A 16455-nucleotide genomic window follows, 5' to 3' on the forward strand; every position below is an offset into this window, starting at 1 on the left:
AAAAACCCGCCAGTAGGCGGGTTTTGTTTCTCTTGCGTTGCCGGATTACAGTTTCGGCCCGGCGCTGACCAGCGCGGCGCCAGCAGGGGTATCCGTGTATTTCTCGAAGTTTTCCACAAACAGCGTGGCCAGTTGCGTGGCCTTCTCCTGCCATTGTTCCGGCGAGGCGTAGGTGTTGCGTGGATCGAGAATCCGGCTGTCCACGCCGGGCAGCGTTGTGGGGATGGCCAGGTTAAACATCGGCAGGGTGAAGGTTTCGGCGTCGTCCAGCGAGCCATCCAGAATCGCGTCGATGATGGCGCGGGTATCTTTGATGGAAATACGCTTGCCGGTGCCATTCCAGCCGGTATTGACCAGATAAGCCTGCGCGCCGGATGCCTGCATGCGTTTCACCAGAACTTCTGCGTACTGCGTTGGATGCAGCGACAGGAACGCCGCACCAAAACAGGCGGAGAAGGTCGGCGTCGGTTCTGTTACCCCGCGCTCAGTACCCGCCAGTTTAGCGGTAAAGCCGGAAAGGAAGTGGTACTGCGTCTGGCTTGCTGTGAGGCGTGACACTGGCGGCAGTACGCCAAAAGCATCCGCCGTCAGGAAGATCACCTTGGTAGCGTGACCCGCTTTTGATACCGGTTTAACGATATTCTGAATATGGTAAATCGGATACGACACGCGGGTGTTTTCCGTTTTCGAGGCATCATCATAATCGATGCTGCCATCGGCGCGGACGCTGACGTTTTCCAGCAGCGCATCCCGACGGATGGCGTGGAAGATATCCGGTTCCGCTTCTTCAGAGAGACGGATCGTTTTGGCGTAGCAACCCCCTTCGAAGTTAAACACGCCATCGTCATCCCAACCGTGCTCATCATCGCCAATCAGACGACGCTTGGGATCGGTGGAGAGGGTGGTTTTGCCGGTACCGGAAAGGCCAAAGAACACCGCGACATCGCCTTTCTCGCCGACGTTAGCGGAGCAGTGCATCGACGCAATACCTTGCAACGGCAGCAGATAATTCATGATTGAGAACATGCCTTTTTTCATCTCGCCGCCGTACCAGGTACCGCCAATTAACTGGATGCGTTCGGTGAGGTTAAAGGCCACAAAGTTCTCGGAGTTCAGCCCTTGCTCCTGCCACTGGGGGTTGGTGCACTTCGCACCGTTCATCACAATAAAATCCGGCGTAAAGCTTGCCAGTTCCTCTTCCGTCGGGCGAATAAACATGTTTTTGACGAAATGCGCCTGCCAGGCCACTTCAGTAATGAAGCGCACGGCAAGACGGGTGTCCGGGTTGGCGCCGCAAAAGGCATCAATAATAAACAGGCGCTTTCCGGAGAGTTGTTGCGTGACCAGACCTTTCAGGTGCTGCCAGATTTCAGGGGAGAGCGGTTTGTTGTCGTTTTTACCTTTGCCTTTATCAGACCACCACACGGTGTCGCGGGTAGTGTCGTCACGGACAATGTATTTATCTTTCGGCGAACGGCCGGTAAAAATACCGGTGTCGACGGCGACAGCACCAGAATTCGTCAACACACCACGCTCATATCCCTCCAGGTCTGGGCGGAGCTCTTCCTGATACAGCGTATCGTAATCGGGGTTGTAGACGAGATCCTGAACATCGTTGATACCATAAGCCTTGAGATCTTGCGGGGTTAAGCTCTTAACACGCATATCACTACTCCTTAGCCAAGATGTACTGCCTGAAATTGTAGGGTTGTTCTTCATTTGTTAACCGGGACGACGCTCATAGATTTACGTATCTCGACAAACCCAAACTAACGGAAAACGCTGTGACACCCGTCACGCAACGGAACGGATTATGGCAAATTACATCATAATGATCGGGAAAATGTTCTTAAAACACCATAACGCAACATTTTAAACCGTCACTTTGTGACTGTAATCGCTTTCATGAAAGAAAGTTACGTAAGAGTTTCAGGCGGGATTGTAGCGGAAACGTGACAAGATTTGCAAAAACGCCGCCCGAAGGCGGCGCGAAATAGTCTGTCAGTGAACCTGAGGATCGGCTGGAGAGGCATTATTGCGGATTTCAGCAATATCCATCGCGTTAAACAGATAATGATTACCGCAGTAGTCGCAGTGCATATCGATTTCACCCTCTTCGGCAAGAATGCTATCGACTTCTTCATCCGGCAGGGTTTTCAGCGCGCCAGCGCAACGCTCGCGAGAGCAGGTGCATTTAAATTCCACATCCTGCGGATCGTAGAGCGTGACCTCTTCTTCATGGTACAAACGCCACAGCACGTCTTCGGCGTTCAGCGTGAAAAGTTCTTCTGCTTTGATGGTTTCCGTCAGCACGCTCAGATGTTCGAAATCTGCAGCCTGGGTGTCCTGGGCAGGCAGTACCTGTAGCAGCATACCGCCGGCAGCGGGCTGGCCATCGACATCGCCGGTACGAATAAACAGGCGCGTCGGCAACTGTTCTGAGCGCAGGAAATAATCTTCCAGGCAGGCCGCCAGCGTATCGCCTTCCAGACCCACAACGCCCTGATAACGTTCGCCTTCTTCTGGCGTAATCGTAATCACCAGATAGCCATTACCGACCAGCGTTTTCAGATCGGCATTTTCCGGCACATCGCCCTGCACGCGGGCAACACCGCGCATCTGCTGGCGGTTATTGCCATTGATCACCGCCAGACTTATCGGGCCATCCCCTTGCAGTTGAACGGTGATATCACCGGCAAACTTCAGCGTGGCGGTGAGTAAGCTGGTTGCGACCAGCAGTTCCCCAAGGATGGTTTTCACCGGTAACGGATAGTTGTGGTTTTCCAGCACCTGTTTCCAGGTTTCGGATACAGTCACCAGCTCGCCGCGTACGGCATAGTTTTCAAACAGATAGCGGTGTAATTGGTCTTGATGGGCCATAATTATCTCTCTTGCGGGTGAGCGTTACTCGCTATCACCGTATTTAAATTTCATCAGATCGCGACGTTCTTTCTTATCCGGGCGACGATCGGGGTGCGGCATGGTCAGGGCATTGAGCTTGCGGGCAAGCGTCATTTTCTCGCGCTTCTCGATGCTTTCCGCTGTCTCTTCGTAAAGTGCTACCGCTTCATCGGCCGGACGGCGCTGTTCAGTGATGCCCTTAATGATGACCGTGCGTTCATCGTTTCCCTGACGCAGCGTTAAGGTGGCATTCAGCTCAACGATTTTACTCGGCTTGCTGCGCTGTCCGTTGTAATGCACTTTGCCGCCTTCAATCATCTCGCGGGCAATGGCGCGGGTTTTATAAAAACGCGCTGCCCACAGCCATTTATCCAGTCGGACATCTTGCGCAGGCTGTTGTTTCATTAAGCCTCCTTAAGAAGAGAAGGGATCAGTCGACGGTAATCGTTCATTCCCGGATGGCGTAAATAACTTTTTTCCGCCAGACCGGAATCCGGGTTCGTGACGCCAAGGCAGTAACCAATGCCAAATTTGGTCGCTGCGTCCAGAATAGGTTCGCTGTCGTCAATAAACAGCGTTCGTTCGGGGGTTAAGCCAGTTTCTTGCGTAACTGCTTGCCACAAACGCTGATCCTCTTTCGGATAACCAAATGTGTGGGTGGAAAGCAATAAATCAAGGTGCGACGTGAGTCCGGTGTGTTCAAGTTTGACGGCCAGGTTATGCGGGTGCGCATTGGTCAGCAAAATGCGGCGTTTTCCGCTTTTTTTCAACGCATCCAGAAACGGCACGGTGTCTTCACGTAGCACGGCCTGTGGCCCATGCTGGGTGGTCATCGCACAGATATCGAGACCGAGTCGCTCGCTCCAGTAATCCAGACAATACCAGTTTAGCGTATGCTGCACGGCGTGATACTCCTGGCGGAGGACGTTCTTCGCTTCATCCGGGGTTAAGCCTTGTTTCGCACCGAAGGTTTCTGGCACCAGTTTTTGCCAGAAAAAATTGTCGAAAGCGAGATCGAGTAGCGTGCCATCCATGTCCAGCAGAACGGTATCGATATTCTGCCATGCGATATCAAGATGCATTGGAAAACTCCAGCCAGATGAAAACCTGCGCGACAGGTTAACACAGCTCGTTCAGCGGGTCGTTATCAGCTGAGGCTTTCCTGCGTGGGGAGCAGTTGTGGATTCAGGCAGCTTTGATAGTACTGCTGAATCTCTTCGAGGCGCGTGCGATTACGCTGGTAACGACGCAGCGCAAGGACACCGTTGTAGACGGTACTGATGATCATGGTCAGCAGCAACAGTGTGGTGCCTGCATAGCGCCACAGGCCCGTAGTGTCCGGCATCCGGTGCAGACTGATGTGCTTGGTGCCGTTGGCATCTGTATAAATGTTGGTGATGATCCCTTCTGCGCTGAATGGTGTTTGCATCAGCATTTGTGCCAGCCGTTGGAATTCATTCCACTGTTCCTGCGCAGGATAGTCATACAGGGCGATCGGTGGCCATGGCTGGTCGACAAGCTCGTTGCCCTCTTCGCTGACAATCAGGAAACCTCCTGGAGCAGGGCTGTTCAGCGCCTGCGCCGCGCGGGTTGTTTCACGCATGATAAAGGGCGCGGTGGAGGTCGTGACCAAATTATCCAGCGACTCCGCGCTTACCGGGCGCAGCAGAACGTTCACACCGGTGAGTTTCCCTTCGCTTGCCCGTTTGGTCAGCGTGTCCCAGTCTTTGCTGTTACCCAGGTTAACCAGCGCATTTTTCAGCCGTAAACATTCGTCTTCAGCTGAGCACAAATCCTGGGTTTTCAGGACGATGTCGGCAAAGTCATCCAACAAGACCATGCCAGATTTCTGAATGGCGGAACGCAGCACAGGGCTAACGCGGGAATCATCTTCTGCAGTAGGGTGTAACTGGCGGCTAACCGCCTGGGCAAGCGCCGTGGCTTTGGTCACCGTCGCGGACTCCGGCAAGGGCAGTGGTGGTGCGTTATTCCAGATAATCTGCGAACAGTCGAATGGCGTAAACGGTGATGTCTGACGCGAAGCCCAGTTATTCTGAGTATGAATGTTGCACATCCCGGTGCCGCTGAGGCGCAACGTGTCGCCTATGCGCAACCCCGCAGCTTCGAGTTGGTTGACGCTACTGGCCTCAATGGTTTGTGCACCTTTGATCCACGAAACGGTGAATTTTATTGGCATATCCAGCGGCACCCAAATCAGCAGCATCGCCAGTACCACGAGCGAGCCGGTGGAGATGACCGCGCTGCGTACCCAGTGTTGCAACGGGAAGTTTTTCACCTCATCGTGCAGGGATAAAAAGCGCCCCTGGCGCACAACGTGGCGATCGAGATAAATATCGATATCCGTTTGTTGCCCCAGATCCTGCGTGACAAAAGGCTGCCAGTGGCGTGGATAAATCAGATCGATAATGCCCAGAGAGATATTGTTCATCTGCTCCTGATTATTTTCACCGAACAAACCCCAACGTTTTGGCGTACCGCGCAGACAGTGAATTTCTCGCAGGGTGTTTTTGGCTGGCGGCGCATACAGGCCCCATAACCCAGCGGCAAGCAACATAACAGCGCCGCCCGCCAGCCATGGAACGAAAACTTCGGGAGCCACCAGGCAGAAGAAGAACAGTAAGAAAGCGGTGGATACCAGCAGGGCTTCACGCATGCCGTCAGGTCGGCTTAAGGCGAACTCTTCCTGTGTTTCCCGGCGAATATTCAGCAGTTCGATCTGCTCCGTTTCTTCACCACGGATGGCAGAGTGCGCCGCAGAAACCCGCTCCAGTTCGCCACTGCGCTCTTCATTCATATATTCACTGAGGGTATGACCATTCAGTGAGATCACCAGCGGCAGTGAGTCGGTACGGATCAGTTCGACGTTGTTCTCATCGGTAATGTACTGCTCCCAAAAAGGCGGCAGATGCACTTCGACAGAATCAAGATAGTAGCGCCACTTATTGGGGGCGTCGGTAGTAATGCCATAGCGCGTAATGGAGTGCGCCACAAACAGAACCGTATTGCTCTGGGCATTTAATTTGATGGAAACCGGGGCGGTTGTTGCACCGGTTGGGCCTGGGATATTTTGTGTACGGGAGAGCGACTCCAGATAGTTTTCGACAGTTTCGCGCTCTTCTGGCAACAGTTTACGGGTCGTCGCGCCAGCGAAGGCCTGCAAATAAGGCAGCCTGTAGCGACGTTGCGACCTGAACCTGAAAATCCATCCAGCGAGGAATGCGCAGGCCAGCATAGCAGCGAAAAAAATCAAAATGGTGCTCATGCTTTCCCCATCTTACTTTTCCTAACAGGTGTAGTCAGTTGCACCCTTCCCGTAAATAATGTGTCGTGGTTCGCCGCTGCAAGCAGGAAATTAACTTGAGTAATTTTAAGCGCATACCATCACACACAAGAATAGCAAAACCACCCTAACGGGAATATCAGCAAATTCTTAGTTTTATTTCAAGCTATTGACTTTTGGGTTTATTTGGGGATTGATTTCTGATAGGTTACAAAAATGTAAATTAGCGGCGAATGACATTGCCCAAACCGTGTGTAGTGTCGCACAATAACGCAAGTTTCTCTGCAAAGACCGATAATAATGAGCGATTCATTGCAAAAACCCACCATTCTTAATGTTGAAACGGTCGCTTCTTCACGACTGTTTAACGTTGAAAGTGTGGATCTGGAATTTAGCAACGGTGTGCGCCGTGTCTACGAACGCATGCGTCCATCCACACACGAAGCCGTGATGATTGTGCCTATTGTCGACGACCATCTCATTCTGATCCGCGAATATGCAGTGGGAACCGAGTCCTACGAGTTGGGATTTTCCAAAGGTCTTATCGATCCTGGTGAGAGTATATACGAAGCGGCGAACCGGGAACTAAAAGAAGAAGTAGGATTTGGTGCAAATGAGCTTACTTTTCTGAAAAAACTCAGCATGGCGCCCTCTTATTTCTCCAGTAAGATGAATATCATCGTTGCTGAAGATCTCTATCCGGAATCCTTGCCCGGCGACGAGCCAGAGCCGCTGCCTCAGGTTCGCTGGCCGCTGAAGCATTTAATGGATTTGCTGGAAGATCCCGATTTCAATGAAGCGCGTAACGTCAGCGCACTGTTTCTGGTCCGTGAATGGCTAAAGGGGCAGGGGCGGCTGTAACGACCTAAGCAAATTAAAAAGGGCGCTTTTGCGCCCTTTTTTGTTGCCATTTTTACACCACTCCTCAGGGAAGTGGTGAGGGATCAGAACAGTTCGTGGGTCTCGCCGTTATCGATGATTGTCGTGCCCACTTCATGTACAGCTTGCTGCGTGGGCTGCGTACCTTCAATGAAATATTCCTGACGGCTACTGCCCCCGTTCGACAACTGCCCGGTACTGCGATCAATGTTCACCGTCACAATGCCAGGCGGTGGCGTTAACGGATCTTCCGCAACGCCATCCAGTACCGTTTTCATATAGGCATCCCAGGCTGGCTGGGCGCTTTTCGCACCGCCTTCATAGCCGGAAATTTGATCTTTGATCGCCCCGGAAGCGGTGGTACGCCCCAGATCGCGACGATGATCGTCAAAACCGATCCACACAGAGGTAACCACACCAGGACCGTAACCGGAGAACCAGGCATCTTTTGAGCTGTTGGTGGTGCCGGTCTTTCCGCCGATGTCAGTACGTTTGAGATCGCGACCCGCTCGCCAGCCGGTACCCTGCCAGCCGGGTTCGCCGAAGATGTTGCTGTTCAATGCGCTCTTAATCAAAAACGACAGCGGAGTGCTGATCACATGCGGCGCATACTCTTCGCCGCCGCTTCTCTGCACCAGAGCCTGATTCGCCTGTTCCAATTGCGGCATGGGCACGGAAGTATTCTGCTGCTCCTGCGAGATAGCTACATTTTCCATGTCCTTATTTTCCAGCACGTTTGACTTCGGCGTTTCACCGTAAATCACCGGGATATCGCAATTTGCGCAGGCCACTTTCGGGTGCGCTTCAAACAGCACATTACCCTGATCGTTTTCGATTTTGGCAATGTAATAAGGATCAATCAGGAAGCCGCCGTTGGCCATCACGGAATATCCTCTGGCAACCTGCATCGGCGTGAACGAAGCCGAACCGAGCGCCAGTGATTCTGTATGCACAATATTTTGCGCAGGGAAACCGAATCGCTGCAGGTACTCTGCTGCATAATCGACGCCCATTGCGCGCATGGCACGAACCATCACCACGTTTTTCGATTGCCCCAAACCCTGACGCAAACGGATTGGTCCGGCATATTCGTCAGGTGAGTTTTTGGGACGCCAGTCGGAACCTGCGCCGGCATCCCAACGGGAAATCGGAACGTCATTGAGGATGCTTGCCAGCGTCAGGCCTTTATCCATCGCTGCCGTGTAAAGGAACGGTTTGATGTTCGACCCTACCTGACGCAGCGCCTGGGTCGCACGGTTGAATTTGCTTTGGTTAAAGTCAAATCCCCCCACTAACGCCAGCACTGCGCCGTTATGCGGGTTAAGGGAAACCAGCGCCGAGTTCACATCCGGCACCTGCGCCAGCCACCAGGCGTTATCTACCTGACGCACCCAAATCTGCTGACCGGCCTGTACCGCATCGGTCACTTTACGCGGGGTTGCACCCTGCTGGGTATCTGAACGGTACGGGCGCGCCCAGCGCACACCTTCCATATGCAGCGACACGGAGGTGCCATCTGCCAGCATCGCGGTGGCTTCTTGCGGATTCGCGCTGGTGACAACAGCCGGAAAAAGTGGTCCGTATGTCGGCAGCGTTTTCAGCGAGTCGGTGATTTTTTTGCTGTTCCATGCCGCTTCACCCACTTTCCACAATACATTGGAGGGGCCGCGATAGCCGTGGCGCATATCGTAATCCATCACGTTATTGCGCACTGCATCCTGCGCACCCTGCTGCACTTTACGGGTGATGGTGGTGTAAACGCGATAGCCATCTTCGTAGGCTTTATCGCCGTACTGCGCCACCAGGTCCTGGCGTACCATTTCGGAAAGGTAGGGAGCGGAGAAGGCGATTTCCGGCGCGTGGTAATTGGCATCAATGGCCTCGACGCGCGCCTGATCGTACTCTTCCTGGGTGATATAGCCTTCGCTTTGCATACGCGCCAGCACCACGTTGCGGCGGGCTGTTGCACGATCAAGCGAATAGAGCGGGTTAAACGTCGACGGTGCTTTAGGCAAACCGGCTATCACCGCCATTTCACTCAACGTCAGCTGATCGACAGATTTACCGAAATAGACCTGTGCCGCTGCGCCCACGCCATAGGCGCGGTAACCGAGGTAGATCTTATTGAGATAGAGCTCAAGGATCTCATCTTTATTCAACAGTTGCTCAATACGGATGGCCAGGAACACTTCTTTAATTTTACGCATCAGCGTGCGTTCCGGGCTCAGGAAGAAGTTACGCGCCAACTGCTGCGTGATAGTACTCGCCCCCTGTGACGCATGGCCGGAAAACAACGCCACGCTGGCGGCGCGGAAAATCCCGACCGGATCGACACCGTGGTGCTCATAAAAACGGCTGTCTTCTGTCGCGATAAATGCCTTCACCAGTTCCGGTGGCATCTGACTGAGGGATAACGGGATACGGCGCTTTTCGCCGTACTGCGCGATCAATTCGCCATCGGCGCTGTACACCTGCATTGGAATCTGTAGCCGCACATCTCTGAGCGTCGCAACGTCAGGTAGCTGTGGCTCAATATATTTGTACAGACCGTAGATCGAGCCTGCTCCCAGCAGAATGCAACATACTGCAAGGATGAATAAATACTTTACGAACTTCACTGGAGATTTCCCATTTAGTGTCATTTGGGCAGTTTATAAACAACCGCGCGGTAGTATAAAGGCAAGCCTGATGCATTGATATAGCGTCATCCAGAGAGACGATAAGGAGATCGTAATTTATGGCATTCAGGCAATGGAAGATTGGTCTGCATATTCAACAAGATGGCATCTTCAGCGTCGCCATCGCCGCTGGCCGGCGCGGCCAGACGCTACGCCGTTGGTGGCATTTACCGCTGCCTCACGGCGTGATTGTGCAAGGGCGTATTAAATCCCCCGAACAGCTTTTAACTGTGCTGCGCCCCTGGCGTCACGCGCTTCCGCAGCGGCACTGCGTACGTATGGCATTTCCTGCCGGGCAAACGTTGCAAAGAAAGTTGCCGCGACTGGCTATCTCACTGCGCGAACGGGAATTATCCGGCTGGGTTTCGCATTCCGTTGCGCGGGAACTGGAAATGGTGGAAAGCGATCTCTGCTTCGACTTCACTGAAGACGAACCCGGAAATGTCTATGGCGTGACCGCCGCGCAAAATAAAGACGTCGCGGCATTACTGAGCCTGGGGCAGTCGCTCTCGTTGAATCTTTCCTTTATTACGCCCGATGCGGCCGCGCTACAACCGCTTTTACTCTGGCTTACTCCTCCCGTTCGCTGCCTCGCCTGGCGCGATGAACGACAATGGCTGTGGGCCACAAAAGAGAGCTGGGGGCGACGGGGTCTGGAAGAGGCTGACAGTGTCGCGCAATTGGCCACGCTGCTTGGGCTGACCACTGGCGAAATCGCGCTTTGCGGCGAGGCGGAAGGCGAATTCGATTGTTGGTCAGTTATTCCGTGGCGCCAGCCTCCGCTGCCCAAAGCCGGGGCCAGCTATGCCGTTGCGCTCGGGCTGGCGCTTGCCGGGAGGTGCTGATGTCGCAATTGGTCAACTTTTTACCTTGGCGACGGCGCAGGCGGCAGCGCATTGCGCGGCTATGGGCGGTAACCTTCACAAGCACGGTATTCCTGTTGGTCGCTGGCAGTATAGTCTGGCGCGTGAGTGTTGCTGCCGATCTTCGACAGGCGTCAATCTGGCGACAATCGGACGAAAACGTCCTGGCGGCGCTGGTCGCCGGAGAGAAGCCGCTGCTGCTCAGGCAACAACGATGGCAGCAGGCGCAAGCACGGGCGCAGCGGAGACAGCAGACCCGGGACTGGCAGCCAATGCTCTCTGCGCTGGCGGAAAATCTGCCGCAGGAAGCCTGGTTGACGCAGCTTCGCTGGCAGCAGGGGAGTTTGGAACTGTCGGGCCTGGCGAGAGTATTTGCCGCATTAAACGACCTTGAAACGATGCTGCGGGCTATCCCGGGGTTCCATCTACAGCCCTCGGGGACAATGGTGCGCGATGCACAAGGGCGATGGCAATTTCATTACCAATTGAGTAAGGAGCCTCTTCGTGCCCCTTAACGCTGATTTTTGGTTTGATTTGACGCCACGCTTGCGCTTTGCTTGCTGGCTTACTGGGGCCTGTTGCGGGCTAATGCTGGCGTGGTGGCTGGCGGTTTCCCCTTTAAAAGACAGGCAAGTGCAACTGCTCATTCAGCAGGAGACGCATGAAAGTGCGCTGCGTGCGCAGTGGCGTAAAGTACGCGATATCACGCCTCCGCAGCAAAGCGCTACCGAGGTCGCATCGTCTCCGTTTACTCCGCTGGATTTTCATACCCACGAACAACAGTTGGTCCGTTGGCAGCCTGCGCAAAATGGTGGGGAAATGGTGCTGCAAACACAGTGGTCGCGGGTTACCGGGACGTTCCTGATGTTGGCGCAGCGCGACATGCGGGTTCCGTCTTTCTCGCTGGTGACTGAGGGAAATGGGCTGCGCTTTACATTGGGGCTGGAGCATGATCATGACCGCTAAACGCCTGCTCTGCGCCGGAGGGCTTTGTTTGCTGCTTAGCGGAATGCGCGATCCCTTTCAGCCTCCTCGGGATACCTGCCTTGCGGGGCAGCTTGCAAGCTGGCGTGTTCATGGGGTGGTAGCGGGGGAGGAAAGCATCGGCATTTTACGTGATGACGGCGGGCGATGGCGCCGGGTCGTCGAGGGAGACAGGCTGCCAACCGGCTGGCGTGTTATTGCTGTCGACGAACATGGCATACGAATAGCCTTGGGAGAACACTGTGTGCCAGCAGAATGGCGCTGGAAACGAGAAGGAGATCAGGATGAAAAAATGGATAGTCAGCGCCGCGTGCTTCAGTTTGCCGATCGTCTGCGCACAAACACCGAATCCGGTGACGCTGACGGTGGATGACGCGCCCGTCGCGCAAGTGCTGCAGGCGCTGGTCGCACTGGAAAATCAAAATTTGGTGATCCCACCGGACGTTAACGGCACGTTGTCGTTGCATCTGGTGGATGTTCCCTGGCGGCAGGCGCTGCAAACTGTCGCCGCCAGTGCTGGACTCACGTTGAGCCAACAAGGGAATATTTGGCTGGCGCACACAGCGGCGCGGCAACAGCAACAGCAGGCGGAACGGGAGGCAGCGCAGGCAAAGCGTAAACAGAATGCCCCTGTCCTGAGCCGCAGCGTGGTGTTGCGCTATGCTGATGCCGGAGAGCTGGCAAAGGCCGGGGGAGCGATGCTGAGCCCGCAAGGGACAATCACAGTGGATACGCGCCTTAACCGTTTATTGGTGCGTGATAATAAAGAAGGGGTGGCGGCGCTGGAAAAATGGGTGACGCAAATGGACTTGCCGGTTGAGCAGGTTGAACTGGCGGCGCATATCGTCACCATTAATGAAAAAAGCCTGCGCGAGCTGGGGGTGAAGTGGGGGTTAGCACAGGCGGAATCGACGGCACGTGGGCAGGTTGGCGCGCTGTCTGCCGATTTGTCTGTACCGGCGGCTTCGACCCGGGTGGGATTTAATATTGGCAGTATTAACGCCCGTTTGCTGGAGCTTGAACTGTCCGCGCTTGAACAAAAGCAGCAACTGGAGATCATTGCCAGTCCAAGGCTTCTGGCATCACATCGCCAGCCCGCCAGCATTAAGCAAGGTAGTGAAATCCCTTATCAGGTCTCCAGCGGCGAAAGCGGACGGACGTCAGTGGAATTTAAGGAGGCGGTGCTGGGTATGGACGTCACGCCCACGGTATTGCCTGATAAGCGTGTGCGCTTAAAGCTGCGCATTAGTCAGAATATGCCAGGCCAGATCCTGCAACAGGCCGGTGGTGAAACGATGGCGATTGATAAACAGGAAATTGAAACGCAGGTAGAGGTGAAAAGCGGTGATACGCTGGCGCTGGGCGGCATTTTCTCGCAAAAGCAGACCGCTGGCGAAAGCCGGATTCCCGGAGTCGGCACCATCCCAGGGTTCGGGCGGTTGTTTCGCCACGATGCAAAGGATAATGAACGACGCGAGTTGGTAGTGTTTATTACACCGCGACTGGCATCGGTACATTAATCCCACCGTTACCCCCCTTTTTCTACGGAACTTAGTTCAGGTGTTTGACGTGAGGGATGATTTAGCTTACAAGGAGTACCGATTTGAGCGTCAGTGGTCTCCGTCGCGCCTGAACAGGTATCCGCGCCCGACTGGTAATTTAATGTGTTGCCAAACAAGCCGGAGTACTGAGATAATTTTCGATCTGACTCTCGCACTATCGCATATGAGGTTTCAGTTCATGTCCTGCTACGCCAGGTGTCTGCGCAGCGGGTTTATCATCAACGAATAGTCTTAGTAGTACCAAAAAAATGGCAGAGAAACGCAATATCTTTCTGGTTGGGCCTATGGGTGCCGGCAAAAGCACTATTGGGCGCCAGTTAGCTCAACAACTCAATATGGAATTTTACGATTCTGATCAAGAGATTGAGAAACGCACCGGAGCTGATGTGGGCTGGGTCTTCGACGTTGAAGGTGAAGAAGGTTTCCGCGATCGCGAAGAAAAAATCATCAATGAGCTGACGGAAAAACAGGGCATTGTACTGGCAACCGGCGGCGGTTCTGTGAAATCTCGCGAAACCCGTAATCGTCTCTCCGCCCGTGGCGTAGTGGTCTATCTGGAAACCACTATCGAAAAGCAATTGGCTCGCACGCAACGTGACAAAAAACGCCCACTTCTGCAAGTGGACGCACCGCCGCGCGAAGTGCTGGAAGCGCTGGCCAACGAACGTAATCCGCTGTACGAAGAGATTGCGGACGTGACCATTCGTACCGACGATCAGAGCGCTAAAGTGGTCGCAAACCAGATTATTCATATGCTGGAAGGCAACTAATTCTGGCTTAATACAAGGCCTGCGGGTTTAAGCAACTAAGGTGGATGTCGCGTCATGGAGAGGATTACCGTCACTCTCGGGGAACGTAGTTACCCTATCACCATTGCGGCTGGTTTGTTTAACGATCCAGCTTCCTTCGCGCCGCTGAAGTCTGGTGATCAGGTTATGCTGGTCACCAACGAAACACTGGCTCCGCTCTATCTTGATAACGTTCGCCGTGTGCTTGAGCAGGCTGGGGTGAAGGTCGACAGTGTTATTTTGCCGGACGGCGAGCAATACAAAAGTCTGGCAGTAATGGATACGGTCTTCACCGCACTGTTGCAAAAACCTCATGGGCGCGACACCACGCTGATCGCGCTTGGCGGCGGGGTGATTGGTGATTTAACCGGCTTCGCGGCGGCAAGCTACCAGCGGGGCGTGCGTTTTATTCAGGTTCCGACCACGCTCCTCTCCCAGGTTGACTCCTCCGTTGGCGGTAAAACGGCGGTGAACCATCCCCTCGGTAAAAACATGATCGGTGCGTTCTATCAACCTGCATGTGTGGTGGTGGATCTCGATTGTCTGGATACCCTTCCTGCCCGCGAATTGTCCTCCGGTCTCGCAGAAGTGATCAAATACGGCATTATTCTTGATGGCGCGTTCTTTGAATGGCTTGAAGAGAATATGGACGCGTTATTGCGTCTTGATGGCCAGGCGATGGCGTACTGTATTCGTCGCTGTTGTGAACTGAAAGCAGAAGTCGTGGCTGCCGATGAGCGTGAAACGGGCCTGCGTGCTTTGCTAAATCTCGGTCATACCTTCGGTCATGCCATCGAAGCGGAAATGGGCTACGGCAACTGGTTGCATGGCGAAGCCGTTGCGGCTGGCATGGTGATGGCGGCACGTACATCAGAGCGCCTGGGGCAGTTCAGCAAGGCCGATACACAGCGTATTATCGCCCTGCTTGAACGCGCAGGATTGCCGGTGCACGGTCCTCGTGACATGTCTGCACAGGCCTACTTGCCGCATATGATGCGCGATAAAAAAGTGTTGGCGGGGGAGATGCGCCTGGTGCTCCCGTTGGCCATAGGGAAGAGTGAAGTGCGCGGCGGAGTGCCGCACGACGTAGTTCTGGCCGCTATTGCTGATTGCCAGCAAGCGTAACTAATTAGAAAGGTCTGGTCACGGGTAAGCCGTGACGTTTAACTTCGGGCGCTATGCAGGTCGTAGCATGCGCCTTTGAGTGGGGTGTTAAATGGATGAATTCAAACCAGAAGACGAGCTGAAACCCGATCCCAGCGATCGTCGTGCTGGTCGTTCTCGTCAATCTTCCGATCGCGTCGATGAGCCGCAGATTAACTTTGATGATGTTGATCTTGATACCGACGATCGTCGTCCTTCCCGTACCCGCCGGGCACGTGAAGAAGAGGGTTATGACGAGGATGAAGGCGCTCTGGACGAGGAGCGTGAAGAACGTCGTCCACGTAAGCGTAAAACGGCCGCTGCTGCAAGGCCTGCCTCCCGTCAGTACATGATGATGGGTGTGGGTATTCTGGTGCTATTGCTGCTGATTATCGGCATCGGCTCTGCGCTGAAGTCTCCAGCGCCCTCCACGACCGAACAAGCCCCGACAGAGAAGAATATCGATCTCTCGGCAAATAATGGCAATGCGAGTGCGCCAGGCGCTGCCGAGCAGACTAACGGTGCTCAGCCAGCGCCAGGTGCTGCTTCTGCACCGCAGACTGCGGGTAACCCATCGCAGGATGTCTCTTTGCCGCCAATCTCATCAACCCCGTCGCAAGGCCAGACGTCAACTGCCCCTGAAGGTCAGCAGCGTGTCGAAGTGCAGGGCGATCTGAACAGCGCGCTGTCGCAGCCGCAAAATCAGTCGCAGATTGACAGCGCCGTAAACTCCACGCTGCCAACCGAACCGGCAACGGTTGCGCCGGTGCGTAATGGCAATGCCGCTGCCCGCCAACAGTCAACGGCAGAAAACCATACGGCTGCCTCGCGTCCTGAGCGCAAGCAAATGGTAATTGAGCCGAAACCGCAGGCGAAAGCTCCGGCGGTAACGGCAGAATCAAAACCGGTTGCTCAGCCGCCGAAACGCACTGAAACCGTGACAACTGCGCCGGTGAAAGCGCCGTCAGCAACGCCAGTTCAGCCGAAACCGGCAGCGACGGCTGCTGCGCCGGTTGTTACAGCGCCAGCGGCGAGCGCTGCGCCAGCCGCAAGCGGTGCAGCATCGACCGGTAATGTCGCTGCACTGAAAGCAGCGCCAGGTAGCCACTATACGTTGCAGTTGAGCAGTTCTTCGAACTCCACCAACCTGAATGCGTGGGCGAAGAAAGAAAATCTGAAAAACTTCGTTGTTTATCAGACCACGCGTAATGGTCAGCCGTGGTATGTGCTGGTGAGCGGTGTGTATGCCTCAAAAGATGATGCAAAACGCGCGGTTGCTGCACTGCCAGCAGATGTCCAGGCGAAGAACCCATGGGCGAAACCACTGCATCAGGTTCAGGCCGATCTGAAGTAATG

At 54.5% G+C, this 16455-nt stretch carries 15 protein-coding genes; 9 read left to right on the top strand and 6 right to left on the bottom strand.

Annotation, left to right across the window (positions count from 1 at the left end):
- Window positions 1-45: 45 nt before the first annotated feature.
- From pckA to O9K67_RS01995, 5 genes are all read right to left on the bottom strand, one after another.
- Window positions 46-1665: a phosphoenolpyruvate carboxykinase (ATP) gene (gene pckA / locus O9K67_RS01975; protein ID WP_061492865.1), complete on the bottom strand. Its 1620-nt coding sequence runs from the start codon at window positions 1663-1665 to the stop codon at window positions 46-48.
- A gap of 336 nt (window positions 1666-2001) precedes the next feature.
- Entirely contained in the window at window positions 2002-2880 is an 879-nt protein-coding gene (gene hslO / locus O9K67_RS01980) for an Hsp33 family molecular chaperone HslO (protein ID WP_061492866.1), read from the bottom strand.
- A 24-nt stretch (window positions 2881-2904) separates the two neighbouring features.
- Window positions 2905-3306, bottom strand: coding sequence for a ribosome-associated heat shock protein Hsp15 (gene hslR, locus O9K67_RS01985; RefSeq protein ID WP_061492867.1), 402 nt, complete (start codon window positions 3304-3306; stop codon window positions 2905-2907).
- Window positions 3306-3983 (bottom strand): GMP/IMP nucleotidase, encoded by a 678-nt coding sequence (gene yrfG / locus O9K67_RS01990; protein WP_061492868.1) that lies wholly within the window; start codon window positions 3981-3983, stop codon window positions 3306-3308. The genes hslR and yrfG overlap by 1 nt, the downstream gene beginning before the upstream one ends.
- A 65-nt stretch (window positions 3984-4048) precedes the next feature.
- Complete coding sequence (locus O9K67_RS01995) at window positions 4049-6184, bottom strand: intracellular growth attenuator family protein (RefSeq protein ID WP_061492869.1); 2136 nt, start codon at window positions 6182-6184, stop codon at window positions 4049-4051.
- A gap of 318 nt (window positions 6185-6502) precedes the next feature.
- Between O9K67_RS01995 and nudE the strand changes: the two genes are divergently transcribed.
- Entirely contained in the window at window positions 6503-7063 is a 561-nt protein-coding gene (nudE, locus tag O9K67_RS02000) for an ADP compounds hydrolase NudE (RefSeq protein ID WP_061492870.1), read from the top strand.
- Window positions 7064-7146: 83 nt separating this feature from the next.
- Here nudE and mrcA read toward each other — a convergent pair whose 3' ends face one another.
- Window positions 7147-9699 (bottom strand): peptidoglycan glycosyltransferase/peptidoglycan DD-transpeptidase MrcA, encoded by a 2553-nt coding sequence (gene mrcA / locus O9K67_RS02005; protein ID WP_061492871.1) that lies wholly within the window; start codon window positions 9697-9699, stop codon window positions 7147-7149.
- A 119-nt stretch (window positions 9700-9818) separates the two neighbouring features.
- On the opposite strand from mrcA, the gene O9K67_RS02010 reads away from it, so the two are divergent.
- From O9K67_RS02010 to damX, 8 genes are all read left to right on the top strand, one after another.
- Complete coding sequence (locus O9K67_RS02010; protein ID WP_061492872.1) at window positions 9819-10604, top strand: type IV pilus biogenesis protein PilM; 786 nt, start codon at window positions 9819-9821, stop codon at window positions 10602-10604.
- Window positions 10604-11137: a PilN domain-containing protein gene (locus O9K67_RS02015; RefSeq protein WP_061492873.1), complete on the top strand. Its 534-nt coding sequence runs from the start codon at window positions 10604-10606 to the stop codon at window positions 11135-11137. The genes O9K67_RS02010 and O9K67_RS02015 overlap by 1 nt, the downstream gene beginning before the upstream one ends.
- Window positions 11127-11588: a HofO family protein gene (locus O9K67_RS02020; RefSeq protein ID WP_134319032.1), complete on the top strand. Its 462-nt coding sequence runs from the start codon at window positions 11127-11129 to the stop codon at window positions 11586-11588. The genes O9K67_RS02015 and O9K67_RS02020 overlap by 11 nt, the downstream gene beginning before the upstream one ends.
- On the top strand, window positions 11578-11979 hold the full coding sequence (locus O9K67_RS02025; protein ID WP_071889837.1) for a HofP DNA utilization family protein: 402 nt from the start codon (window positions 11578-11580) through the stop codon (window positions 11977-11979). The genes O9K67_RS02020 and O9K67_RS02025 overlap by 11 nt, the downstream gene beginning before the upstream one ends.
- Complete coding sequence (gene hofQ / locus O9K67_RS02030) at window positions 11891-13126, top strand: DNA uptake porin HofQ (protein WP_061492875.1); 1236 nt, start codon at window positions 11891-11893, stop codon at window positions 13124-13126. Before O9K67_RS02025 ends, hofQ begins: the two co-directional genes overlap by 89 nt.
- 290 nt (window positions 13127-13416) lie before the next feature.
- A complete protein-coding gene (gene aroK / locus O9K67_RS02035) occupies window positions 13417-13938 on the top strand; it encodes a shikimate kinase AroK (RefSeq protein ID WP_061492876.1) in 522 nt (173 codons plus the stop codon).
- A 54-nt stretch (window positions 13939-13992) separates the two neighbouring features.
- Window positions 13993-15081 (top strand): 3-dehydroquinate synthase, encoded by a 1089-nt coding sequence (gene aroB / locus O9K67_RS02040; protein WP_061492877.1) that lies wholly within the window; start codon window positions 13993-13995, stop codon window positions 15079-15081.
- A 91-nt stretch (window positions 15082-15172) separates the two neighbouring features.
- Window positions 15173-16453 carry a cell division protein DamX gene (gene damX, locus O9K67_RS02045; RefSeq protein WP_061492878.1) on the top strand — a complete coding sequence of 427 codons (1281 nt, stop codon included), beginning with the start codon at window positions 15173-15175 and terminating at the stop codon, window positions 16451-16453.
- The last annotated feature ends 2 nt before the right edge of the window (window positions 16454-16455 follow it).

The sequence above is a fragment of the Kosakonia oryzendophytica genome (assembly GCF_027886705.1).
Lineage (GTDB): Bacteria > Pseudomonadota > Gammaproteobacteria > Enterobacterales > Enterobacteriaceae > Kosakonia > Kosakonia oryzendophytica.